Origin of the sequence: Floccifex porci (assembly GCF_009696175.1) — a bacterium.
Classification (GTDB): domain Bacteria; phylum Bacillota_I; class Bacilli_A; order Erysipelotrichales; family Erysipelotrichaceae; genus Floccifex; species Floccifex porci.
On the sequence record NZ_VUMM01000006.1, the window covers coordinates 52400 to 76764 of the forward strand.

29 protein-coding genes are annotated in these 24365 nt (G+C 33.4%); 6 read left to right on the top strand and 23 right to left on the bottom strand.

Annotated elements, in window-relative coordinates; genetic code table 11:
* Nucleotides 1-4: 4 nt before the first annotated feature.
* The 15 genes from FYJ50_RS04630 to FYJ50_RS04700 all read right to left on the bottom strand — a co-directional run bounded on the left by FYJ50_RS04630 (nucleotide 5) and on the right by FYJ50_RS04700 (nucleotide 11772).
* Nucleotides 5-1450, bottom strand: a complete 1446-nt coding sequence (locus tag FYJ50_RS04630) for a nicotinate phosphoribosyltransferase (protein WP_154459919.1) — start codon at nucleotides 1448-1450, stop codon at nucleotides 5-7.
* Nucleotides 1451-1569: 119 nt separating this feature from the next.
* Nucleotides 1570-2580 (bottom strand): recombinase RecA, encoded by a 1011-nt coding sequence (gene recA / locus FYJ50_RS04635; protein ID WP_154459921.1) that lies wholly within the window; start codon nucleotides 2578-2580, stop codon nucleotides 1570-1572.
* A gap of 2 nt (nucleotides 2581-2582) precedes the next feature.
* A complete protein-coding gene (locus FYJ50_RS04640) occupies nucleotides 2583-3047 on the bottom strand; it encodes a CinA family protein (RefSeq protein WP_154459923.1) in 465 nt (154 codons plus the stop codon).
* 1 nt (nucleotide 3048) lies between these two features.
* Nucleotides 3049-3627: a CDP-diacylglycerol--glycerol-3-phosphate 3-phosphatidyltransferase gene (pgsA, locus tag FYJ50_RS04645; protein WP_154459925.1), complete on the bottom strand. Its 579-nt coding sequence runs from the start codon at nucleotides 3625-3627 to the stop codon at nucleotides 3049-3051.
* 10 nt (nucleotides 3628-3637) lie between these two features.
* A complete protein-coding gene (locus tag FYJ50_RS04650) occupies nucleotides 3638-4600 on the bottom strand; it encodes a helix-turn-helix domain-containing protein (protein ID WP_154459927.1) in 963 nt (320 codons plus the stop codon).
* A gap of 62 nt (nucleotides 4601-4662) precedes the next feature.
* Nucleotides 4663-4998, bottom strand: coding sequence for a hypothetical protein (locus FYJ50_RS04655; RefSeq protein ID WP_154459928.1), 336 nt, complete (start codon nucleotides 4996-4998; stop codon nucleotides 4663-4665).
* A gap of 74 nt (nucleotides 4999-5072) precedes the next feature.
* The gene (locus FYJ50_RS04660; protein WP_154459930.1) at nucleotides 5073-5432 is read right to left on the bottom strand and encodes an ArsR/SmtB family transcription factor; all 360 of its coding nucleotides are present in this window, start codon (nucleotides 5430-5432) and stop codon (nucleotides 5073-5075) included.
* Entirely contained in the window at nucleotides 5419-7296 is a 1878-nt protein-coding gene (locus FYJ50_RS04665; RefSeq protein WP_205946424.1) for a heavy metal translocating P-type ATPase, read from the bottom strand. The genes FYJ50_RS04660 and FYJ50_RS04665 overlap by 14 nt, the downstream gene beginning before the upstream one ends.
* Before the next feature lie 68 nt (nucleotides 7297-7364).
* The gene (locus tag FYJ50_RS04670) at nucleotides 7365-7589 is read right to left on the bottom strand and encodes a cation transporter (RefSeq protein ID WP_154459934.1); all 225 of its coding nucleotides are present in this window, start codon (nucleotides 7587-7589) and stop codon (nucleotides 7365-7367) included.
* 65 nt (nucleotides 7590-7654) lie between these two features.
* Nucleotides 7655-8179 carry a phosphatase PAP2 family protein gene (locus FYJ50_RS04675; RefSeq protein ID WP_154459935.1) on the bottom strand — a complete coding sequence of 175 codons (525 nt, stop codon included), beginning with the start codon at nucleotides 8177-8179 and terminating at the stop codon, nucleotides 7655-7657.
* Nucleotides 8169-8723, bottom strand: a complete 555-nt coding sequence (locus tag FYJ50_RS04680) for a flavin reductase family protein (protein WP_154459936.1) — start codon at nucleotides 8721-8723, stop codon at nucleotides 8169-8171. The genes FYJ50_RS04675 and FYJ50_RS04680 overlap by 11 nt, the downstream gene beginning before the upstream one ends.
* Nucleotides 8720-9391 carry a DNA alkylation repair protein gene (locus FYJ50_RS04685; protein WP_154459937.1) on the bottom strand — a complete coding sequence of 224 codons (672 nt, stop codon included), beginning with the start codon at nucleotides 9389-9391 and terminating at the stop codon, nucleotides 8720-8722. The genes FYJ50_RS04680 and FYJ50_RS04685 overlap by 4 nt, the downstream gene beginning before the upstream one ends.
* A gap of 40 nt (nucleotides 9392-9431) precedes the next feature.
* Nucleotides 9432-10388, bottom strand: coding sequence for a helix-turn-helix domain-containing protein (locus FYJ50_RS04690; protein ID WP_154459938.1), 957 nt, complete (start codon nucleotides 10386-10388; stop codon nucleotides 9432-9434).
* A gap of 144 nt (nucleotides 10389-10532) precedes the next feature.
* Nucleotides 10533-11042, bottom strand: coding sequence for a CDP-alcohol phosphatidyltransferase family protein (locus FYJ50_RS04695; RefSeq protein WP_205946425.1), 510 nt, complete (start codon nucleotides 11040-11042; stop codon nucleotides 10533-10535).
* A complete protein-coding gene (locus FYJ50_RS04700; protein ID WP_154459940.1) occupies nucleotides 11011-11772 on the bottom strand; it encodes a nitroreductase family protein in 762 nt (253 codons plus the stop codon). Before FYJ50_RS04700 ends, FYJ50_RS04695 begins: the two co-directional genes overlap by 32 nt.
* Before the next feature lie 373 nt (nucleotides 11773-12145).
* Here FYJ50_RS04700 and FYJ50_RS04705 point away from each other — a divergent pair, with 373 nt between their 5' ends.
* From FYJ50_RS04705 to FYJ50_RS10535, 4 genes are all read left to right on the top strand, one after another.
* On the top strand, nucleotides 12146-13003 hold the full coding sequence (locus tag FYJ50_RS04705) for a MurR/RpiR family transcriptional regulator (protein ID WP_154459941.1): 858 nt from the start codon (nucleotides 12146-12148) through the stop codon (nucleotides 13001-13003).
* A gap of 135 nt (nucleotides 13004-13138) precedes the next feature.
* The gene (locus FYJ50_RS04710) at nucleotides 13139-14533 is read left to right on the top strand and encodes a 6-phospho-beta-glucosidase (RefSeq protein ID WP_277352321.1); all 1395 of its coding nucleotides are present in this window, start codon (nucleotides 13139-13141) and stop codon (nucleotides 14531-14533) included.
* Nucleotides 14523-14678 carry a hypothetical protein gene (locus tag FYJ50_RS10530; RefSeq protein ID WP_205946426.1) on the top strand — a complete coding sequence of 52 codons (156 nt, stop codon included), beginning with the start codon at nucleotides 14523-14525 and terminating at the stop codon, nucleotides 14676-14678. Before FYJ50_RS04710 ends, FYJ50_RS10530 begins: the two co-directional genes overlap by 11 nt.
* Before the next feature lie 9 nt (nucleotides 14679-14687).
* Nucleotides 14688-14795 (top strand): aldose epimerase family protein, encoded by a 108-nt coding sequence (locus FYJ50_RS10535; RefSeq protein WP_205946427.1) that lies wholly within the window; start codon nucleotides 14688-14690, stop codon nucleotides 14793-14795.
* A 638-nt stretch (nucleotides 14796-15433) separates the two neighbouring features.
* Here the strand turns inward: FYJ50_RS10535 and FYJ50_RS10825 are convergent.
* Nucleotides 15434-16087 (bottom strand): heavy-metal-associated domain-containing protein, encoded by a 654-nt coding sequence (locus FYJ50_RS10825; protein ID WP_338082996.1) that lies wholly within the window; start codon nucleotides 16085-16087, stop codon nucleotides 15434-15436.
* Nucleotides 16088-16155: 68 nt separating this feature from the next.
* Nucleotides 16156-16449: a transposase gene (locus tag FYJ50_RS04725; protein ID WP_205946428.1), complete on the bottom strand. Its 294-nt coding sequence runs from the start codon at nucleotides 16447-16449 to the stop codon at nucleotides 16156-16158.
* Nucleotides 16450-17178: 729 nt separating this feature from the next.
* On the opposite strand from FYJ50_RS04725, the gene FYJ50_RS04730 reads away from it, so the two are divergent.
* Both FYJ50_RS04730 and FYJ50_RS04735 read left to right on the top strand, forming a co-directional pair.
* Nucleotides 17179-18018, top strand: coding sequence for a C39 family peptidase (locus FYJ50_RS04730; RefSeq protein ID WP_205946429.1), 840 nt, complete (start codon nucleotides 17179-17181; stop codon nucleotides 18016-18018).
* A gap of 127 nt (nucleotides 18019-18145) precedes the next feature.
* Nucleotides 18146-19267, top strand: coding sequence for a linear amide C-N hydrolase (locus FYJ50_RS04735; RefSeq protein ID WP_154459944.1), 1122 nt, complete (start codon nucleotides 18146-18148; stop codon nucleotides 19265-19267).
* A gap of 294 nt (nucleotides 19268-19561) precedes the next feature.
* Here the strand turns inward: FYJ50_RS04735 and FYJ50_RS04740 are convergent, their stop codons facing one another.
* From FYJ50_RS04740 to FYJ50_RS04765, 6 genes are all read right to left on the bottom strand, one after another.
* Nucleotides 19562-20122: a hypothetical protein gene (locus FYJ50_RS04740; RefSeq protein ID WP_154459945.1), complete on the bottom strand. Its 561-nt coding sequence runs from the start codon at nucleotides 20120-20122 to the stop codon at nucleotides 19562-19564.
* 99 nt (nucleotides 20123-20221) lie between these two features.
* Nucleotides 20222-20428: a hypothetical protein gene (locus FYJ50_RS04745; protein WP_154459946.1), complete on the bottom strand. Its 207-nt coding sequence runs from the start codon at nucleotides 20426-20428 to the stop codon at nucleotides 20222-20224.
* Between the two features lie 242 nt (nucleotides 20429-20670).
* Nucleotides 20671-21867, bottom strand: a complete 1197-nt coding sequence (gene rlmD, locus FYJ50_RS04750; protein ID WP_154459947.1) for a 23S rRNA (uracil(1939)-C(5))-methyltransferase RlmD — start codon at nucleotides 21865-21867, stop codon at nucleotides 20671-20673.
* On the bottom strand, nucleotides 21857-22456 hold the full coding sequence (locus tag FYJ50_RS04755; RefSeq protein ID WP_205946430.1) for an HAD-IA family hydrolase: 600 nt from the start codon (nucleotides 22454-22456) through the stop codon (nucleotides 21857-21859). The genes rlmD and FYJ50_RS04755 overlap by 11 nt, the downstream gene beginning before the upstream one ends.
* 67 nt (nucleotides 22457-22523) lie before the next feature.
* Nucleotides 22524-23855 (bottom strand): phosphopyruvate hydratase, encoded by a 1332-nt coding sequence (eno, locus tag FYJ50_RS04760; protein ID WP_154459949.1) that lies wholly within the window; start codon nucleotides 23853-23855, stop codon nucleotides 22524-22526.
* A gap of 114 nt (nucleotides 23856-23969) precedes the next feature.
* The gene (locus FYJ50_RS04765) at nucleotides 23970-24353 is read right to left on the bottom strand and encodes a metal-dependent transcriptional regulator (RefSeq protein WP_420841795.1); all 384 of its coding nucleotides are present in this window, start codon (nucleotides 24351-24353) and stop codon (nucleotides 23970-23972) included.
* Nucleotides 24354-24365 lie beyond the last annotated feature (12 nt).

The following is a 24365-nucleotide window of genomic DNA, read 5'->3' on the forward strand; positions in this document are numbered from 1 at the left end:
CAGGTTATTTATATTCCTGAAGCATTTTTAATTTAAGATCAATTAATTTTTCACTCAGATCCACATAATATTCTTGTGGATAAGTAAAACGCTTGATTTCTTCCCATAAAGTATCCATTTCTCTTTGAGAATAATCACGAATTCCTTTTAAAGTTGGTAAATCGTATACCAGTTGCCCATTTCTAAAGATAGGAACCAGTAAATTACGGATTTCATATGTACCACCTGGAATGGTTTTGTTTTTCCATTTTGACATCGCATGATAAATTGTCAGATCCTGTTCTGGATCAATTACTTCTTCTTCCAAAGTCATTAAATCGGCTAAAGATTTTCCTGTTTCTTTATCCATAATACGATACAGATTTTTAATTCCCGGATTCGTAACTTTTTCTACATTGTCACTGATTTTAATTTTTGGAACCATTTCGCCATTTTCTTGAGCCGCTACCATTTTATAAACTCCCCCAAATACCGGAGAATTCTTTGAACAGATCAAATTTTCACCGACTCCAAAAGAATCAATTTTAGCTCCCTGTTCATGAATTAAAGAAGTAATGACATATTCATCCAGTGAATTGGAAATCACAATTCCACAATCCTGCATACCATTGGCATCCAGTTCTTTACGACATTTTTTAGATAAATAGGCAATGTCTCCACTATCGATACGTACACCTTTTAATCGATATCCATTAGGCTCTAGGTATTCTTTTGCGACTTTGATTGCATTTTTGATTCCGGATTTTAAAGTACTGTATGTATCAATCAGTAAAGTACAATTGTTTGGATAGGTTTTCGCATAATATAAGAACGCATCGTATTCATTGGCAAAACTCTGTACAAAAGAATGAGCCATCGTACCTAAAGCTGGCATTCCATATTCTTTTCCTGCATAAGTGGTTGCCGTTCCTGCACAACCGGCGATATATGCTGCTCTGGCTCCATAAATGGCTGCATCAAAATTGTGCGCTCTACGTGCACCAAATTCCATGACCGCTCTACCTTCACTGGCCTGTACAATTCGTCTGGCTTTTGTAGCAATCAGAGTCTGATGATTCAATGTCAGCAACAATGCCGTTTCTACCAGCTGAGCTTCAATAATAGGCGCTTTTACACGAACCAGTGGTTCATATGGAAATACAGGTGTTCCTTCTGGAATCGCATCAATATCTCCTGTAAAACGAACCGTTGATAAATATTGTAGAAAATCTTCTGAAAAAGATTTCGTTGAACGAAGATATTCAATATCTCCCTGACTGAAATGAAGATTTTTTACATAATCAATAGCCTGTTCCAATCCTGCAAATACACAGAATCCACCATCATCCGGATTCTTTCTATAAAATAAGTCAAATGCGACCATCTTATCTTTACCCTGATTAAAGTAACATTGACTCATTGTTAGTTCATAAAAATCCATTACAAGGGTTAAATTTCTTTTCTCACTCATAATTCTTTCTCCTCATTAGTTTCATTATACTCTTTATTTAATTAAAAAAAAGAATTTTTACATAAAACATGTCACCTGTCTTGTCATACAAGATAAAAAATAAGAATCCTTATGGATTCCTATTCTTCTATATTGATTTCCCCGTTATTATTTACATATTCACGATATTTTGATTCCAGTTCCGATTGAAAATCTGGATTGGATTTAATATACAGTTTAGCTGCTTCTCTACCTTGTCCAATTTTATCTCCATTGTAACTGAACCAGGCTCCTGCTTTTTTAACGATTCCGGCATTGACACAAAGTTCTAATAATTCAGAAATATAAGAAATTCCTTCTCCATACATAATTTCCAGTGTAGCCTGTTTAAATGGAGGAGCCACCTTATTCTTCACAATTTTAACTTTAACTTTATTTCCTACAATATCGGAACCATTTTTAATGACATCAGCCTTACGAATATCCACACGAACTGAAGCATAGAATTTTAAGGCACGTCCTCCTGGAGTGGTTTCTGGATTTCCATAAAATACCCCTACTTTTTCACGCAGCTGGTTAATGAAAATGGCTGTACATTCCTGATGATTCATAGCCCCTGCCAGTTTTCGCATGGCCTTTGACATCATACGAGCCTGTGCACCTACCTGCAGATCTCCCATTTCTCCATCCAGTTCCACCTGTGGAACCAGAGCCGCTACAGAATCCACTACGATCAGATCAATGGCTCCTGAACGAATCAGCATTTCACAGATATTTAAAGCCTGTTCCCCACTATCTGGCTGAGAAAGGATCAGTTCATCAATGTCTACACCCAGTTTTTTTGCATATACAGGATCGATCGCGTTTTCTGCATCAATAAAAGCAGCACGTCCCCCTTTTTTCTGAATTTCGGCAATGGCATGCAAAGCCAGTGTTGTTTTTCCACTGGATTCTGGACCATAGATTTCAATAATTCTTCCTTTTGGATATCCTCCAACACCTAAGGCCTGATCCAGCAATAAACTTCCAGAAGGAATGGGTTCAACATCTACATTGGGACGATCCCCTAATTTCATAATGGAACCTTTTCCATATTCTTTTTCAATATCTTTTAATACATCCGCTAATAATTTATCTTTATTCTCTTCCATCTTTACTCCATTTCTAATAAAGCAATCACTCGTTCGATCATAAGATCTACAATCGTTTCCCTTAACTGGTTTCTTTCCATCTTTAACTGAAATTCAAATACATCCACGCGATCTTTATAAGCCAGAGCACAATATACAAGCCCTGCTGGTTTATTTTCCATAGCAGAAGGACCAGCATTTCCTGTAAAAGACAGGGCAATATCAGATTGCGTTAATTCTTTAGTATGAAGGGCCATATCATGTGCACATTCTTTTGAAACCACTCCATACTGTTCAATAATCTTTTTATCAACATGAACCAGATCTTCTTTCATCTGGGTCTGATAAGTCACAAATCCACCTTTTAAAACCTGACTGGCTCCTGGTACCGATGCAAGAGTGGCCATACATAGTCCAGCACTCAAAGATTCACAGCAGGAAATTGTAAGTTTTCTTTCAATTAAAGTTTTAACGAGTTTTTCTTTCATTTTACATACTTTCTAATACATATTTTCTTAATTTATAAAAATAGATCCAACCACTATATAAAGATACAATGGTTGCACACCATAATAATATAGATCCCAATGGAAGATTCCAGAACACAAATGGCCAGTTTTTCAATAATAAAACCGCTATGGCAAACATCTGCAATACTGTCTTTACTTTTCCTGGCATTCCCGCACTTACCACTTTTCCATTTTGAGAAGCAATCATTCGTAATCCATCTACGATCAGGTCACGACAGATCATTAAAACGACTGCAATTACATTTGCCTGGTGTGTATAGACCATTAAAATCAATAAAGTATTCACAAGCATTTTATCCGCAATGGGATCTGCAAATTTTCCAAAAGAAGTAATTAAGTTCTGCCGTCGTGCAATCTGTCCATCTAACAAATCAGTAATGGATGCTGCCACAAAAACAAGAAATGCCAGTACATCCCGCAAAGCCAGATTTGCACTTTCAGACAAAATACAAAAATCAGGACTTATGCATAAATAAATGATCACAACAAGTGGAACCAGAGCAATTCTTAAACATGTTAATTTATTTGGCAAATTCATAATGTTCCTCCTACTCTTCTTCAACTTCAGCTTCCTGGGAATTATCTTCTTCCTGGTCTGTCTGTTTACTTTGATTATATTCTACATTAAATGTATAATCCGCTGGTGTATCAAGATACCAGTTATCTTCATTAAATTCAATTTCATTTCCTTCAACCGTTACTTTATTTTCACTGTATGTTCCAATTTCAAGAACAATGACACAATCCGAAGTCACAGTTATCGTATCAGAATATTTATCTTTATACACTTCCGTTTCAGATCCCGAAACAAGCTGATCGTCCATATAAATAGCAACTGTACTTTCTTCTGGTAAAGTAATGGTAAATGTAATATCTTTTGTTTCACTTAAATTATAAATACGCCATATATTTTCTGAAGCATCTTCCACTTCCAGCTTCATTGCTTTTTTCTCTTTTTCCTGCTGGAACTGTTTGGCAAGCTGTGTAGTTTCCTTTTCTTTTTCCGCCAGTTCTTTTTCTGTCTGTGCCTGATATGCTGCCTGCTGACGGGAAGCCATCATATCCGAAACTCCATTAAATACCACTAAAATCACTAATGCGAAAACACCAATGGCAATAATCCGACTAAACCGGTATGATCCTGAAATTTTATACGACAACCACTTAAAAATCGATTTGTTTTTTGTTCTCTTTTTTTTACTGGAACTGGCTGGATGCATAGAAGAAGCAATTTTCTTCTGTGCCTGCGTTAAAGCCTGATTTTTTGATCGGGCAAAATTATGAATATCCTGGTCAACTTCTGGCTGAATCACCACCCAGTTAACTCCAATGGCATCACAATAAGCATGTATGAAATATCGAACAAATGAATAATCATTTGAAAAAACATCTAAATTATGTTCTTCGATGGCTCGAATGAAATTTGGATCTAAGCGAGTTTGAGAGGAAACATCTTCGATTGTAAGATTTAGACTTATACGTCTTTGACGTAACAACTGATAATAAGTCACCTGAATACCCCCTTAGCGTGTTTATTATAACAAGAATCCATAAAAAAAAATAGAACAATGTTCTATTCTTTTTGTTTCGAAAATCCTAAAATACAATATCCTGCCGGATATAAAAAGATAAGCAATAAATATACAAAAATATTCATTTTAAACCATTTACATAGATAAAAATGCAGTGCCATCCATTCAAAAAATAGAGTACATAAACAGACTATAAACAGAATAGCTCCATATAAATCATAATGTAAAAAGAAATACTGAATGAAAATCAAACCTGCACAAAAGGCATAAATCCAGAAAGAATATGAATTCCATACCTTTTTAAAAACAAAGTAAGAACCATAAAATGGAATCAGACTTTTCCAGGCAGGTATATTTAATTTCTGAAATACTTTCATTCGAAAAATATATAATATCAAAACCAATCCTATAAATATCATAATAAACCTCTATAAGATTATATCACAAAATATTATTCCATTATATGATTTAATCCCTGTCCTATAATATTATATACATGATCATCAGCTAAAGAATAATAAACGGTTTTTCCATCTCTTCTTGATTTTACCAGTTTACTTTGTTTCAATATTTTTAACTGATGAGAAATTGCTGATTGGGTCATATTTAACGTATTCGCAATGTCACATACACACACTTCCGCTTCAAATAGAACCAGTAAAATACGTATACGTGTTGAATCAGAAAAGACTTTAAACAATTCGGCTAAATCATATAATATTTCTTCATCCGGTAAATGTTCATTCACAAAATCAATTACATTTTTATGAATGTGTTTTTCCTGACAACATTCAATCTCATTTTTTTCCATGATAACCTCCTGTATATAGTACACGGATCGCATTCAATACCGCTATAACCATAACGCCAACATCCGCAAAGATAGCCATCCACATATTCGCAAAGCCTAAAGCTCCTAAAATTAAACAGATTCCTTTTATTCCAATGGCAAAAACAATATTTTCATAAACAATACGTATACATTTTCTGGAAATACGCATAGCCTGTACAATTTTTAAAGGATCATCATCCATCAGAACCACATCAGCTGCTTCAATGGCAGCATCGCTTCCTAAAGCACCCATTGCGATTCCAATATCCGCTCTGGATAATACAGGCGCATCATTGATTCCATCCCCTACAAAAGCCAGCTTTCCATCTTTAGACTGTTCTTTTAATAAAGCTTCTACTTTTTCAACTTTCTGATCGGGTAACAGCTGTGAATAGGTACAATCTATATTTAACTCTCTGGCTACATCAATGGCAACTTTTTTCTGATCGCCTGTCAGCATGACTGTCTTTTTAATGCCATTTTTCTTTAACTGCTGGATTGCCTGACTGGAAGTTGGTTTGATGACATCACTGATCAGAATGGCTCCTAAATACTGCTGATTGCAGGAAACATATACAATGGTTGAATCCACTTCTTCTTTTTTATATGGAATCTGATATTTTTCCATCAGCAACTGATTTCCGGCTAAAATTCGGTTTCCATCAACAATGGCTTTGATTCCATGTCCACTTATTTCTTCAATTTGCGATATACGATTTTTATCCATTTCTTTTCCATAAGCTTTCATTAAAGAAAGACTTATAGGATGAGAAGAATAAGACTCTGCCAAAGCTGCATATTCAATCAGCTGTTCTCTGGTACCCTGATTTACTTTGATTTCACTGACTTCAAAGACACCTTTTGTCAATGTTCCCGTTTTATCAAATACCATTGTATCGCATTTTGATAAAGCTTCCAGATAATTGGATCCTTTTACCAATATACCTTCATGAGAACAGGCTCCAATGCCCGCAAAAAAACTAAGAGGAATGCTGATGACTAAAGCACATGGACAGCTGATAACTAAAAATGTCAAAGCTCTGAATATCCACTGTGACCATTGTGGATCCACTTTTAATATAAGCGAAACAACAGGTGGAACAAAAGCCAGAAACAAAGCACTGTAACAGACCGCTGGTGTATAATAACGAGCAAATTTTGATATAAAGTCTTCCGATTTTGATTTTCTGGAGCTGGCATTCTCTACTAAATCCAGAATTTTAGAAACAGTACTTTCGGTAAATTCTTTTGTGGTTTGAATGTATAGTAACCCATCTAAATTGATACATCCCGATAACACTTCATCGCCTTCTTTTACCTGAGCTGGTTTGCTCTCTCCTGTTAAAGCCGATGTATTTAAAGAAGCCGTACCAGATACAACTTTTCCATCGATTGGAATCTTCTCTCCTGGCTTCACTTCAATAAGTGTACCAATTTCCACTTCATCTGGATCCACTTTTTCCCATTCTCCATCAATTTTCACATTGGCATAATCTGGACGAATATCCATTAATTCACTGATATTCTTTCTGGATTTACCCACTGCATAACTTTGAAAGAGTTCACCAATCTGATAAAATAGCATAACGGCAACTCCTTCACGATAATCTTTCAGTAAAATGGCTCCAATTGTCGCAATCGCCATCAGAAAATTTTCATCAAAAACCTGTTTCTTTAAAATTCCTTTAAATGCTTTTTTTAATATATCGTATCCAATAATATAATATGGAATCATAAACAGGATAAACTTTAAAATTCCTTCCACTTTCAGAAAAGAAAAGAAAAGCCATAATATACTGGATATAATAATACGATACAACATTTTCTTCTGTTTTTTATTCATAACAACCTCCATTGATTATATGAACATATCTTCATATATAATGTAAATTAAAAAGTACATAAGTACTTTTATTTTTTCCAGAAAATTTCACAATCATCTTCTACAATTTTACAATTTTTTTCCACTTCTGGCATAACTGTATCTGGAGTATATCCCTCTTCAAATTCAACAATCATCTTTAATGTCATAAAATTCACTACGGCATTCTTTACCCCTTTTGTCTGTTTAGCTGCCATTTCCATTTTATTGGCACAGTTTGCACAATCTACATCAATTTTATATGTCTTTTTCATAAATCCTCCTATAATTGAATAATTGTTCATATGTTTGTTTATTCAATTATAGAATACCCTTTTCTTTATGTCAATTGATTTTCTCCCTTATATTTTCTATAAAGAATAAGGCTCAACCATCCATTTAAAGTTCCTAATAAGATTCCTGCAAGTACATCGGTAGGAAAATGTACATATAAATACAATCTTGAAAAAGAAATCAGTAAAGCCAGAATCAAAAGCAGTGGAAATTCTTTTCGTTTTAGAAAATAAAAAATACTGCAGCACACAAAAGATGCCGATGTATGTCCAGAAGGAAAAGAATAATCCTTTGGTTCAGATACGATAAGAGATACATCGGAATAGGTAAAAGGTCTTAATCGCTGTATGCATGGTTTTAATATCACATTACAAATCAAGGCATTTAATATTAGACCTGTAATCATTAAGATTCCTATTTTTCTTGTTTTTTTAAAGAAACACAACAATGAAGCTAAACTTATCCAGATCAGTCCTTTATCCCCTAAAAATGTGATTCCTTTCATAATCTGATCCAGAATGGGAAACCGCAAAGTCTGAATGAAATCCAGGATCCATAATTCAAAGTTCATTTTTTATTCCTTTTCCAACCTGAAACGCCTGGGCTACAGGTTTTCCTAGTGAATAATACATATGATGGATTGGATCAAAACTGACTGGTTTTAATTTATTCAGATCAATCTGTCCATCGGTTAAAACCTCTTCATCTGCACATACATTTACAATTTCACCAATTAAAATTTCATCTTTATAAGATTTTACTTTACATTCTAAAGCTACTTTCAGTTCTTCAATAACAGGAGCATTCACAAATTCACTTTTTTTCTGATGAAACCCTGCTTTATCAAATTTATCCGGTACCTGGCTGGCACTTACGATTCCTGCATAATCACAGGCCTGAATCATCGATTCTGTGGCAAAACCAACGGTGAATGCATTTGTATATAATAAATTCTGTGTTGTTTTATGATTGGATAAAGAAATAGTGATTTCATGTACATCACTGATCATGCCCCAGGCTGCATTCATCACATTGGGATTTCCATTTTCATCATAGGTTCCAATCATCAGTACTGGCATAGGAAAAATCCAGGATTGTGCCTTAAAATTTTTCATTTTTTCCTCCTTAATTTTCTTAATTCTTCTTTCTGTTCTTTTGAAATGCGATAGCTTTCAATGGCTTTCTGTATTGTTTTATTATGAGTCCATACATCCAGTCTTTCTTCTTTTAAAACCCGAATAGCACTGTTCCACTGTTTGATCAGACTTTCTGAAAAATACCAGGCAATCATCATTTTTATATAATAATCTTCCTTTTTAATCGAGATAACCATTTCAAACTGTTCTTGATCAAAAGAAGAATCCAGAAAGAATTTCATCAACATCAATATCCCAAAACGAACGGTAAATTCTTGATCGGATTGGATCCATTCTTTGATTTTGATCATCAGTTCCTCTTTATGTTTTGAAAAGACTACTGGTTTGATCGTATCACATACCGCCCAGTTATCGATATAAGGTAAAAAAGAATCCAAATAAGAAATGCATTGATCTATATCTTTTATTTGATTTAAAAGAATACTGTGAAGCATATATTCATCATAATACGTATGAGGCAATTCATTCAGAAACAATTCCTGATCTTTCGAATCCACTGTTTTAGAAAATTTTCTTAATGCGGGTAAACGAACTCCCAGAATGGGACATTGTGTCTTTGTGATCTTCTTCTGAAACGAAACATATTCATCATCTTTTAATTGTATTAATTCTTTTTCTATATTCATACTATCAATGTATCATCCTATTCAAATCAATTCAATTCCTTTACTCTTTTATAAACATTAATACAATGGAACGAACAGCAGCATATAAAACACCGGATACAGGCCAGATGATCCAGCTGATGCTCCAGCGATTTGTGATAAAGCTGAATCCTAAATAAAGAGCTGTAGTAATGGTCCAGTATGCCGTTTCAAACAATTCCAGTTTTTTATTTCTTCTTTTTTCCTGTAAAGAATAATCCCCTTCCTGTAATAAAACTTTATAACTGGAAAGGATCATATTTACTTTTACAATTTCATAAACTGAAAAAGAATTGATCATTAATAATAAAGAAACCGATGTCGTTTGAATGAAATCCGATGTTTCTAAAACACCCGCAAAGATAACTGGAATAACCGATAGAATACATAAAGCCACTGAATATCCCATTGTTTTTGAATAAGTGGGCATAAACGCATTCTTTTTTTCTTTGACCAGTCCATTGACTCCATATGCAGTTTCAATATTTTCCGTTTCCATATAATTATAATTTTCTTTCATCATTCCATAGTGAATAAAAATATATACCGCTATGGCAACAAAAATCAATAGACATGCCATTCCCATCAACACTGAAAACGATTCATATTTTTCAAAACCTGATAAAAAGATCAGTAACACAGGACTCAAGATGCATAAACTGACTCCTCTGGAAACCATTCTGGCTCCTTTTTCTTTGATATGGAGAAACTCATTGGCCTGTTCCATTGTGACTTTATAGACAGAATATTCCATTTCTTCATTTTGTATCGGAGCTCTTTCCATCTCATCTTTTAATAAATAATCAGTACTCACTCCAAATAGGTTTGCCATTTCAATAATTCTTTTTAAATCCGGAATGGATTGAGCGCTTTCCCATTTTGATACTGCCTGTCTTGAAACATTTAACTGACTGGCAAATTCTTCCTGAGACCACCCATTCTTTTTTCTTTCTTCAATGATTTTATCTGCTAATATCATACAAAAACCTCCCTGTCTGTCTTTATCCTATAAAACAACCCTGTATTTATCTACCATCTTTGGCTTACATTGTGTCAAAAGAGAGTTGCCTTTTTCTTTTTTGACAATACATTCTTAAAATCAATACATCTATCCAAATAGAACCTACTGTCTTTTTATTTCCCTATAGATTAAATATCCTTCTTCTATCGAAGAAATAAAAGCAATGGTACATACGATTATCACATATAAAGAATAAGAATATAAAAAAGGAAGAAGATAAAGAAACAATCCCGTGATTTTATTTAACATTGTATGTTTTACGATCCATGTTTTACCATATATTTTTGAGAATATACCATTCCCTATTCGAATTAAAAATATGAATCCGATAAAACAGACTATCCATTTATCAAAATGAAAATATGGAATGCATTTGTATAAAGTAACCATAATAAATATAAAATCGGAAAAGGTATCAAATTTAGATCCCCATTCACTTTCAGTTTTTGTTTTTCTTGCGATATATCCATCAAAAATATCACTGAATCCTGCAAGTAAATAAAAGAAATAAAAAGAAAAGGAAAAAGGATTAAAGAAGAATAAGCAGAAACTGGATACCAGTCTTATACTAGTGATCCAATTAGCTGGATGTTTTAATTTTATAGATCGCATAAAGATTCTTCTCCTGTTCTTCTGTATCCGATTGAAATTCCATTTCATATGGAATCTTTTCATGAACCAGGCATAGATTCAGAAAACATAAAAAGATTCCTATATCAATTTTGTTGTAGAAGATTACTTTATTTTTAGGCATGATTCCTCTTCGATTACAGTCAAATATACGATAAACGTATAATCTGTCTTCTTTTCTGTGTACAAACCAGGGTTGAAGATTACAGGCACTGCAGGCATAACGGATAATACCGGATACCCCTTCTATTTGTTTACCCTTCCATATCTCATTTAATGGTTTTCTTTTACTTTTAAACATATCTTTACGAAAATGTACTGAATCTTTTATTTTCGAAAAAATCATCATAATCACAAAATGAAGCGAATCAATCTGTTCAATATCCGGTTTTCCTATTCCATACCATAAAGTTCCTATATTGTGGCTTGTTAAATAAAAATCCATCTGTTGTCCTAAATATCCAATATTCTGCAGGTAGTTTTCTTTTATTTCACTATAAAATAAAATACAATACTGTCCATCTCTTGATTTTTCAATCTGATTGCCAGAAACAATACGTATTTTTGTCTGAATATCAAATAGAGATTCAAATGTAGAATAGATTGAATAAATCGCTTCTAATTCTTGATGGGACATCTTTTCTTTTTCAACATTTTTAAATGTATGAAAAGATTTTCTTTTATAAATAGAGGGATAAAATTCAGGTTTCATGATGTATATATAGTATCAGATATTTTAAAAAAAATAAGAGTTTTCGAACAATGTCATTAAGTTAAGCTAACGGGATAGTAACAGTGATAAATTCTTATTAAGTTAAGCCTGGATACAATTCTATATCCAGGCCTTTACTTACGCTACAGTTAAAAATGTGGTATTTTGGTATCCTTACTAAGTGTTATTCCAATTCCTACTATTATTGTGAAAGCAATCATTGATACAATTTTATTTTTTGTCGTCTACAACATTCAAAAGAATTGGGTATTTGCGGATACATTTCAATTAAGATAATTATATTAATACCTGATATTTCTCTTTCTATTTTAAGAATTCTTAGATATTATTGGATTAGTTGGAGGTGTATAACATGAAATTGGAAAAAAGGATAGAACTATGTGATTCTATGACACCGCTAGAGTCAGAAATTGCATCTTATATTTTAAATAACAAAGATGAGATTACGAAACTAAAAATTCAAGAATTAGCTGATATACTTTTTATATCAAAATCTGCGATTCATCGTTTTGTGAAAAAAATTGGTTTTAATGGATTCAATGATTTAAAAGTAAGTATCGCAAAAGAAAATGCTGATTTATTAGAAAACAATTCCTATATCAATGTGAATTACCCATTTCAGGAAAAGGATAATCCAAGACAGATAGCTTTTAAGCTTTTAGAACTTTATGAGAAGGCTATTAAAGATACATTTGAATATGTTGATTTAGATCAAATCAAAGCAGTTTCACAATTAATAGATTCGGCAGATGTAATTGATGTTTATACGCATGCCCATAATTCAAATATCGCAGAAAACTTTCAAGATAAAATGTTGACGATTGGAAAAAGTGTAAATTGTCCAAGCAGCTTTTATAATCAAAGATTAACTGTATTGGCTTCGGATCAAAAACACGTAGCGATTATTCTATCTTATTCGGGAAAGGCTACATTTATATTGCCGATTGTAAAAAAATTATACGAAAAAGGTGTGAAAGTAATACAAATTGGAAAAGCAGGAAGTAATTATTATTCTCAATATGTGACCTATCATTTATCTATTAGTGATTCTGAAAATAATCGAGATAGAATGTCTCAGTTTTCAAGTCATATAGCTATGCAATACATTATGGATGTTTTGTATGGTTGTATTTATAATGAGAAAAGAAGAAAAAATACAAAATATATTTATGATTCGATTGATTATATGGATGATCGACCAAAGGATTAAAAAGATTCAAAAAGTTTCAGATTTTTTTGAATCTTTTTTATTTTGTGTAGAAAAAACTATCTTCGATTCTTGGGCATATTGAATAACAATTGGGTTAAATGTAAATTAAAGCTATCAATAGAAAAGGAGAAAACCATGATGGAAAAAGGATTGAAAATTGTTACGATTGGTGGCGGAAGCAGTTATACACCTGAATTGATGGAAGGTTTTATTAAACGTTACAATGAACTTCCCATTAAGGAAATCTGGCTTGTTGATATTGAACAAGGAAAAGAAAAAGTAAATATTGATGCCAAAATGTCACAACGTATGTGGGATGCAGCAGGCTATGATGTAAAGGTGCATGTAACCTTTGATCGTAGAGAGGCATTAAAAGATGCGGATTTTGTTACAACACAATTTAGAGTGGGCTTATTGGAAGCTAGAATTAAAGATGAGAGAATTCCTTTGTCTTATGGAATGTTAGGACAAGAAACAAATGGAGCTGGTGGAATTTTTAAGGCATTTAGAACAATTCCTGTAATTCTTGATATTGTAGAGGATATGAAAGAATTATGTCCAAATGCATGGTTAATTAATTTTACAAATCCAAGCGGAATGGTAACTGAAGCAGTTATTAAATACGGAAAGTGGGAACGTTGTATCGGTTTATGTAATGTTCCAACGATTGCTATGATGAAAGAACCTATTGCGTTAAATGTAGATCCAAATGAATTGATTTATCAATTCGTAGGGTTAAATCATTTTCATTGGCACAAAGTATATGATAAAGATGGAAATGAATTAACAAGTAAAGTAATTGATGCTATGTTAGATGGAAAAGATGTTGGTCTTCCAGCAAACATCAATAACGTTCCTTTCTTTGGAGAACAAATCAGAGAAATGAATATGATTCCTTGTGGATACCATAGATATTATTATCGTCAACAAGAAATGTTAGAGCATAGTTTGATGGAATATGAAACAATTGGTACTCGTGGTCAACAAGTAAAAGAAACAGAAAATAAATTGTTTGAATTATATAAAAATCCTAATTTAGATCATAAACCCGAAGAGTTATCAAAACGTGGTGGAGCTTATTACAGCGATGCAGCGTGTGAATGTATCAATGCGATTTATAACAATAAGCAGACTCATATGGTTGTCAGCACAAAAAATAGAGGAGCAATTCCAGAATTGCCTGAAGATTCAATAGTTGAAGTAAGCTGCTATATTGGGGCAAAAGGAGCAATGCCTGTTGCTTGGGGAAAATTACCAAGTGCACAAAGAGGATGGCTTCAATGTATGAAAGCAATGGAAGAGTGTACAATCCAAGCTGCAGTTACTGGTAATTATGGATTGGCACTTGAAGCATTTACATTAAATGAATTGATTCCATCGGGAGAAAACGCAAAACGTGTTTTAGATGAATTGTTGATTGCACATAAGAATTATTTACCACAATTTAAGTCTACAATTGAAAAATTAGAAAAAGAAAATGTAACAATCAAAGATTCAGTAGTGAACGAGATTATTGCTCATGAGCGTTAATAAAGAAATATTTGGGATACATCCATCGGGCAAAGAAGTTTACAAGTTTGAAATCGTAAATAAGCAAGGAATGAAAGCGGTAATCACTAATTTTGGTGCTATTCTAATTTCCTTGTTTGTTAAAGATAAAAAGGGTAATTTTTAGGATGTAGTATTGGGATATGACTCATTAGAAGAATATCTTGATAATCATCCAATGTTAGGAGTAACGGTAGGACGCAATGTGAATCGTATATCGAACGCAAAGTTTGAATTGGAATGATGTCATTTCATTCAAAAAAACGTAATTTCATGCAACAGGAAATCTATGCAGCGATTCTATTACATTGTTTAACAAATATCATTACTGAGAGAATCGAAGTAGAACAATCTGACAAAAGGAAACATCATTACAAAGTGAATTTATCTACTGCCGTAACAAATATGAGGCTTTGGTTAAGAAAATTAATTGATACAGAAGAACTGATGAAAGAAAAAAAATCTGTCCCCCATAAGACCAGATAGAAAATATCAGCGCAATATGAAACCTAAATCGGCTATACCATTTAATACAAAAGAATCATAGCGCTACACTGATTATATTTAATATATGAGTCATAGGCAAAATTTTTTTAGGTGCAAAAATTTGCCTTTTCGCCATGCCTAAAACATCGTATTTTTAACTGCAATACGATTAAAAGCCTGGATATAAAATTGTATCCAGGCTTAACTTAATAAGAATATATCGCTGTCATTGTTCTTTTTGCTTAACTTAATGACATTGGTTTTCGATGGGTTTCTTTTTTACATTGAATCTGTTTTTCGTCTCTTTTGATAAACAATAGTTTTTTAAATCATGACAAAGAAAAAAAACCACATTCCTTTGGAATTATGGTTCTTTTTGGTTTAAAGACGAAACAATTACTGAATATCTGTCACTTGATATCCCTGATTGACAACAGCCTGTTTTAAAATGTCATCGGAAATATTTTTTTCCAGTGTAACAACTGCAGTTCCTGTTTTATAACTCACTTCTGCTTTTGTCACTCCTTCAAGTGCTTCCAGTGCTTTTTTTGTGTGCATTTCACAATGTCCACACATCATACCTTCAATTTTTAATGTTTTTTCCATGGTTTTTGTCTCCTTTTCAATTGTGATTTTTAATTTGTTTTTTATTTTATGATCTCTTTTAGAATCATGCATCTCAAAGAAATTCAGTCGCAATGCATTGGTTACAACGCTAAAGCTGGACAAGCTCATTGCTGCTGCGGCATCGCTTACCATCTGAATGATTTGCGAAAGCGCTGTGTCTTCTGCAACTCTTGTCGCCTGGCATCGTATATAGCCTGATTGGTTCAAGGTACCTGCCGATACTACACTTCCGGCTGCTTTATCTACCGGAATGCTCTCTCCAGTCAAAGTGGATTCATCCACCGCACTGTTTCTATCTAGAACCACTCCATCTACTGGAATATTTTCCACAGGACGCACGACAAAGATACCCCCTTTTGACACCTGCTCGATGGTGAAGTGATCATAATATCCTGAACTACTTGCTCCGATAATTTTTAGCACACTGGAAACGGAAATTGTATCATCTGCTTCTTTGGAAGATTACACAGTTTCATAAATCATGGACTTATCTATTTTCCCAGTATGCCAATAGCTTTTTTTAATATTTCTAGCGTATCTTGTGTATCTTTTAATTCTTTTTTCAACCGTGCAAATTCTTTAGCTTCATCACTTGAATAGTTACCACTTCCGCGGAAAACATCATTACCACCTTTTTCTTTATACTCTTTCATCCAACCTCCAATAGTAGTTGAATGGACATCAAATCGCTTTCCAACACTAACATAGGTTTCATCTGGATGATCTAGTACATATTGAATTATACTTTCTTTAAATTCTTTATCATACGATCCTACTCTTGCCATATTTATCTCTTTCCAGGATTCTAATGACATTGTACCATATGACTAAAAAATGAATTTAACCTCTCCGTTTTTTATACTAGCATCACACTGTACTATGCGATACACTCGCAACGCAAGGATTATTGCTCAGTATCTTGATGTCTTTATTGGATAAGGTGTTCGTGTGTGTCTCTTTGTTCATATGTATCCACTCCCTTCCATCCTCTTCATGGATACATCTTAACACACTAATCTTTCCTATAGGAGTGTCCACCTTTAAGGGCATCCCCCTAAATTATAGGTTTCCATTCTATAGGGTACAATTTAATGTGCCTGCCATGTTTCCAGCAATATTTCCAAATCATTCATGACTACAGAGGTATCAGGCACCAAAGCATTGAACCCAAACCTGACTTACAAATCCTGTAAAGAGTGAGTACGAATTCATGCATTTACCACTGTAACTGCCGTTTCTATAAGATTGAGTTTAGAAAACATAAACTCATTTCTCTGATTCCTTTCATAAAACAACTGGTTTCAACGGCAAGATAATATAATTTATCGTAAAACAAAATAAATGGATTTATAGAAATTACAGTCATATTCAGTACAATGGTGATAAATAGAAAAAGAGGCCTTTGATTTTACTTTTCAAAAATATCTATGATTTTTACTGTACCATTTGACGTATCAAAGCAAAAGCATGATAATATTAATGAGTGTTTACTTTGTAATTGGGGGAATTTCAAAATGAAAGCAATCAAGAAGATTATCCCTGTGCTTTTAATTCTTTTATTTGTTGTGTCTTTGTTTATGATAATTACAGCAAACAAAGAACCGAAATCTGAAGGTATTGCCAATCAGATGAAGGAGTATTACTTGAACGATATTGAACCGGAAGGAAATACATTTTATGATTATAATGTTTCATCAACGTCGTTGCCTGAAACGGATGAAAAAGGAATATGTAAACTTATAAAATTACCTTTGTATAGACAAAGTTATAATTTTACCTGTGGAGTGTCTTGCGTTGCATCTGTTTTACGCTATGCGGGATACGATTTTGACACCAGAGAAGATCGATTACTTTTGGAACTTGAAGCAACTCCGGAAAATGGGACTAACTATATGAATATAGCAGAATATTTAGAATCCGTTCGTACAGAAGGTTTTCCGAATACACCGGTGATTGCAACAGAGGTTGTGTGTGTAGATTATGCTTCAAATGAATACGATTCGGATCATACGGATAGCTTGCTAATACAATTAAGGACAGCTCTTGATGATGATTCTCCTGTTATTTGTGCGATTCAAGCATGGAAAGATGACGGCGATTATAAGACTGAAACAGAAGACGATGGTCATTATGTTGTGTTGATCGGATATAAGAAGGATGCGAAAAAGGATACATATATCTATTATTTTATGGATCCATCGACTTCCGGTAGTTACACATATCTTACAGAAGAAGAATTTATCTTGCGTTGGCACGATAGTTTAGAGGGAAAATCAAAGCGTATTGGAATTAAGGTTTCGTATTTAAATTCAAAACAGGAAGTCCCCATTAATATTGCATATCATATAGATTAACGAATAAAAGGATAGCACAAATAAACATGCTCGAAGAAACCCTTGAACTCTTTATTCTTTAATACAACCCGAAAGCAAGGTCGGGTTCTATTACAAAATAATACCGAACCAAAAAGGAGGACAAAACATGAATAAAGTAAAAAAGCGTATTTTGATTGGTTTGTTGTCGATTCTAGCAATCATTGTATTCGCCTCGCTTGCGTTTTTAGGACTGTATTTCACAAGGATCCAGACCATTAGAACCATTGAGCAACTTACGGATTATGAGGATGGCTACAATCTCTATCGCATGGATGTTAAATATGATTACAATCTTGACGATATAATCGATTACGGCATTCAGGACGATCAGACAATGATTGATGCGATTCTAAAAGAATCCTTACCACTGTTGCCTGTAAAGATCAAAGCACCCAATTTTGGCTGTACGGTGTTTGGTCTAACCGATACGGATGGTGATGTCCATATGGGACGTAATTACGATTTTAGTAAAAATACATCTGCCATGCTGGTTTACAGTGCTCCAAAAGACGGATATAAGTCGATTGCCTTTGCCGCTCTTGATAATGTTTCAGCAAATATTCCTGATGAGAATATCAAAAAAGAGCTGGCAAGTCTAACCGCTCCATTTATCTGCCTTGATGGTATGAATGAGAAGGGAGTGTCTATCGCTGTGTTGACACTTGATAGTGAACCTGTACGTCAAAATACAGGCAAACCTGTCATTTCCACCACTCTTGCGATACGACTTGTTCTTGACAGAGCAGCAACCACAGAGGAAGCAGTTGAGCTTTTGCGCAGCTATGATATGTTCGCATCATCCGGTAGAGATTATCATTTCTATATAACCGATGCATCAGGTGATGGCAGAGTAATAGAGTATGACATTGACGGTGAACCAAGAGAGCTGATGGACACTCCATCAGAGGCAGTTACTAATTTCTTTATCCGTTATGAGGATGAGGTGCTTCCAAATCAGAAAAACGGTATCCTTGGTCATGGAAAGGAACGCTATGATGCTGTCTTAGAAGTGCTGGAGACAGAAAAAGGAAATTACACAGACGACACTGTATGGAACGCAATGAAATCAGCGGCACAAAATCCAAACCCTGAAGAAATCACAAGCAACACACAATGGTCTATTTCCTATAACAATACGGACCTTTCTGCTGACATCGCCATACGCCGTCATTGGAGTGATGTAACACATTGCGAACTGGAAACCAAGATAACGACGCAATTAAAGTAAGTGGTACAGAGAAGAAATAGAATAGAATCATAATCCCCAGTATTTCCCATGAACCATCTATAGATTTGACAATCTTACAAAAGCCAGAATAAAAATGTCGAAAAATCTACATGCTTATTTTGGCTTTTTTCATTTATTGATACCTTAAACTCAGAAGGAAATTAAAATGAAAGAAGCAGTCTTTGTTGAACTGCTTCTTTTATCCATTATAACTTGTAAGGACATACCCTAAGACTTAATTATATTCTTTTAGGAGATAGTCCGTTTGACTCTCTTATCTTTTTGTAAAGTCATTCATTTTTTATTCTTTTTAATCGATTCATTGAAATCGGTCTTTTGAATCTGTTTTCCTAAATCATTCATAAATTCTTTCTCATATTCACTTTCCGCTTCTTTTGATGAATGATATGTACTACAAACCCATTCAAACCATGCTTGATGCCATTGTTCGGCCATAAATTCATTGTTTTTACGAAGTCTATTATTTTCTGAAACAATCTGTTTATATTCATCACTGTTAACCAGAGATTTCAATGCCTTTTTTGCTTTTTTAACATTATTTGAATTCTTTTTGCAGGTACTATAATATACATACAGACAGATAAATCCAAATAAACATAGAATAATCAGAAAGCCAACAGAAACAATAGCTGCTTTATCCATAATATTATTATCAAATATTCCCATTATTATCAGATAAATCACATAAGGAATACTTGAAATCATACCAAGAGTACCACTCCATTCATAAATCGGATCAAAAATAACACTTCCTAAATGAAAAAATAAATCACCTGGTATCAAAACAATTGAAAATGCCATATATATTATACCAATCAACGATAAAATTGACATAATACTTCCATCTCCAGCATTTTTAGCTTTATCTACATCAATTTCAAGAAGAGTCTATTTCGTATCTATTTTTTCATATTCTTCTGTATTCTTATATTTTTAATGATTGCGATATACAAGCTGTTTTGATTTTCTGACAATCTGCTCAGATCCAGATACCTTATAATCTTCCCCAAAATAATCAAATACTGTAACCCCACCTTCACAAATATCAAAATCTTCACTGAAAGAAGCTGGCCAGGAATCAATCACTCCATTACGTGCAATAATAAATGACTGTATCTTCTGATCAATCTCACTTCGCAAATCATTATAATAGGAATTGATTGTAGAATATGTCTTTTCTTTCCCCGATTGGAACTATTTGAATTTTTAGATTGTGCTGGCGATTTTGATTCAAAATACGATTTCATTATAGATTGAAAACGAATTTTGGAAATTCCATACTCTTATTCGCTTAATCCTTTCTTTTTTTCATTTTAAAAATATTTTTTTTTAAAATCAATTAAGTGAAGATCAAACATTCATTCGTCATGTATGTTCACCTTTTAGTGTTTCTTTTTATACTTTGTCGAATTTAAAACCCTATTGTTTGCAGGGGTTTTCATTTTCGATAGAAGAACTACACTTTCGACGTGTTCAGTTCTTGGAAACATATCCACTAAATCCACTTTATTGGATACATATCCCTGTTTTCTGAATTGTACTAAATCTCTCATTAATGTATTTGGATCACATGATATATACAATATCTTTTTTGGTTCTAAAGCACATGCATTTTCAATAAATTCTTTAGTGGTTCCTGCTCTAGGAGGATCTAAAACAATGGCATCATAACGGGTATGATATTTTTTTGCTTCCTTCATAAATTGAGTGGAATCCATTTGAACAAATTGAATGTTGTCAATATTGTTCTGTTTTGCATTCTGTCTGGCAAAATTAATTGCTTCTCCATTCCGTTCCACCCCTGTCACTTTTTTACAGGAATCCGCTAATGTCAAACCAATTGTTCCCGTTCCACAATAAGTATCCAGAACCGTTTCCTCTGGACTCAGGTGTAATTTGATCTTTGCTAATTTATACAAAACTTCACATTGCTGGGAATGAATCTGATAAAAACTGTCAAAACTGAAAGATATTTTTAACCCACATAATTCATCGGTAATATATCCTTTTCCATATAAAACAATGGATTCATCCTGTAATACAATACTTGTTCTTCTTGGATTGATATTCTGTACAATTGTTTTTATCTGTGGATATTTAGATGTCAATGCTTTTACTATATTTTTTCTGGATGGAAACATTTTCTGACTTGTCACAAATACAATCATAATTTCATCGGTTTTATGAGCATAACGAATTAGTACATGTCTTAACAGTCCCGTTCCCGTTCTTTCATTATAAAGTTCAATTTTCATTGACTGCATCATTTTTGTGATATCTTTTATAATTTCATTGATGATTTCAGGATGCATAAAACAATTTTCACTGTGACACACACGATGTGATTTTGCTGCATACAATCCAGAATAAATGATTCCTTTTTCTTTCGCAAATCCTACAATTACTTTATTACGATATTGAAGATCCTGTTCTGCCATATAAATATCATTCACTTTTAATTTTAAATGATATCGGTTAATCAATTCCGATACAGCCTGTTTCTTCTTTTGAGCCTGCTCTTCTTTTGAAAGATTCAGATAAGAACACCCTCCACATATTTTTGATACTTTACATTTCATATAAAACTTCCTCCAGTTTCTTTTTTAAATCTTTTGGATCCTTTAAATGAATTCCTTTGAATCCTAAATCCAAAGCCGTTTTTATATTTTCATATTTATCATCAATAAAAACACATTCCTGAGGATTTATTTTATATTTTTCTAAAAGACGTGTAAACATTTTTTTATCCGGTTTACAAACTTTTTCCTGATAAGAATAAATACCACCATTTACTTTTTGAAGAAACGAATAATGTTCATTTAAATAATCATAATTATATTGTGGTATGTCAGAAATAATATAAAGAGAATAATTTGTATATAAATCTAGTAATTGAATATTATCCACAATAGGAATGACATATTCAACCCATCTTTCGATTACACTGCGTATATATTTTTCGTATTGTGGATATATCTGAATTCCTTTTTGAATCATATCTTCATTTGAATACGATCCCTGATCATAAAGTATCCATAAATCACTATGAAAATAGAAAGAATATAGATCCTCTTCTATTTTTTTATTATGAATCAAATCTTTCAAAAATGATTTGGGATCAAATGTTACCAGAACATTCCCTAAATCAAAAACTATATTTTTAATCATTATTTCCTCACAAATAAAGTATACCATAAAAAAAAGGACTCTATTCAGAGTCCTAAAAAATCATTTCTTATTTTTTGAATTCTACATCTGCTAAGTTATAGAAAGTTTTGTCTCCTAAGTACTGAGCAATTGAAGCTTGACCACGTTCATTTAATTCATCTTCGATACGAATCAAACGGTTGTATTTAGCAATACGGTCTGTACGTGATAAAGATCCAGTTTTGATTTGTCCTGCATTTAATCCAACAGCGATATCAGCGATTGTTGAATCTTCAGTTTCTCCTGAACGGTGAGATACGATGCAAGTGTATCCATGTTTTTTAGCCATTTCGATAGCATCGAATGTTTCAGTTAATGTACCGATCTGGTTAACTTTAATTAAGATCGCATTTGCGATTCCTTTTTCGATTCCTTCGTAAAGGATTCCAGGGTTTGTTACGAATAAGTCATCACCAACTAATTGAACTTTTTTACCTAAACGGTCTGTCATTCTCTTCCATCCGTCCCAGTCACCTTCAGCTAATCCGTCTTCGATAGAGATGATTGGATATTTTTCTAACCAAGCTTCATACATATCGATCATTTCATCTGAAGTCTTAGTTCCTTCACCAGATTTAACTAATTCATAAACACCTTTTTCTTCGTTATAGAATTCACTTGAAGCAACGTCCATAGCAATCTTCATATCTTTACCTGGAACATATCCAGCTTTTTCCATAGCTTCAACTAATAATTCAAGTGGTTCTTCATTTCCGTTTACACATGAAGGAGCAAATCCACCTTCGTCACCAACGTTAGTGTTGTATCCTTTTGATTTTAATACAGTTTTTAATGCATGGAATGTTTCAGCAGCCATACGAACCGCTTCTCTTTCAGATTTTGCACCAACTGGCATAATCATGAATTCCTGGAAGTCTACTGTAGAGTCTGCATGAGATCCACCGTTGATTACATTACACATAGGAACTGGTAATGTTTTTCCATTAAATCCACCAAAGTAGTTATATAATGGCATACCATAGAAATCAGCAGCAGCTAAAGCAACAGCCATAGAAACACCTAAAGTCGCATTAGCTCCTAATTTTTTCTTAAATACATCTCCACCACCTAATTCAAGCATTTTTGCATCGATTAAGTTTTGAGCACGAGTATCCATACCAATAATTGCAGGTGCAATAATGTTATTTACATTATCAACAGCAGTTAAAGTTCCTTTTCCTAAATAACGAGATTTATCACCATCACGTAATTCAAGAGCTTCTCTGACTCCTGTACTAGCTCCACTTGGAACCATTGCACGACCGAAAGCACCAGATTCTGTAGTTACTTCAACTTCTACAGTTGGATTTCCACGTGAATCTAATACTTCACGAGCATATACATCAACAATAATAGGCATAATTATAATATCCTCCTTTAAGCCTTAAGCTATAAAAATAATATCACTAATCCAGGGTTCTTTCAACAAAATACATTTCTAAAATATGCAGATTCAAATAAAAAAAACAGGATATTATTCCTGTGTTTTCTTATAGTAATTTTTGATTGCTTCAAATGACTCTTTTGAGATGACATGTTCAATTCGACAGGCATCTTCCTGTGCAACTTCTTTAGGAACTCCAATAGCTGTCAGCATATCGGTAAAAAATAGGTGACGATTGTATGTCTCCTGGGCAATAGCTCTTCCTTTTTCCGTCAATGTGATAATTTTATTTTCATTCAATGAAATCAGTTCCTGATTGACCATTAACTTAACCGCATGTGAAACACTTGGTTTTGAAAATCCAAGATAACTTGCTACGTCCACACTTCGAACACGATCTATACATTGGCTTAATACGAGAATGGATTCTAAATAATCTTCCATTGATTCTCCAATTGATTCTTCTAATTTCACGTTTCTACCTCT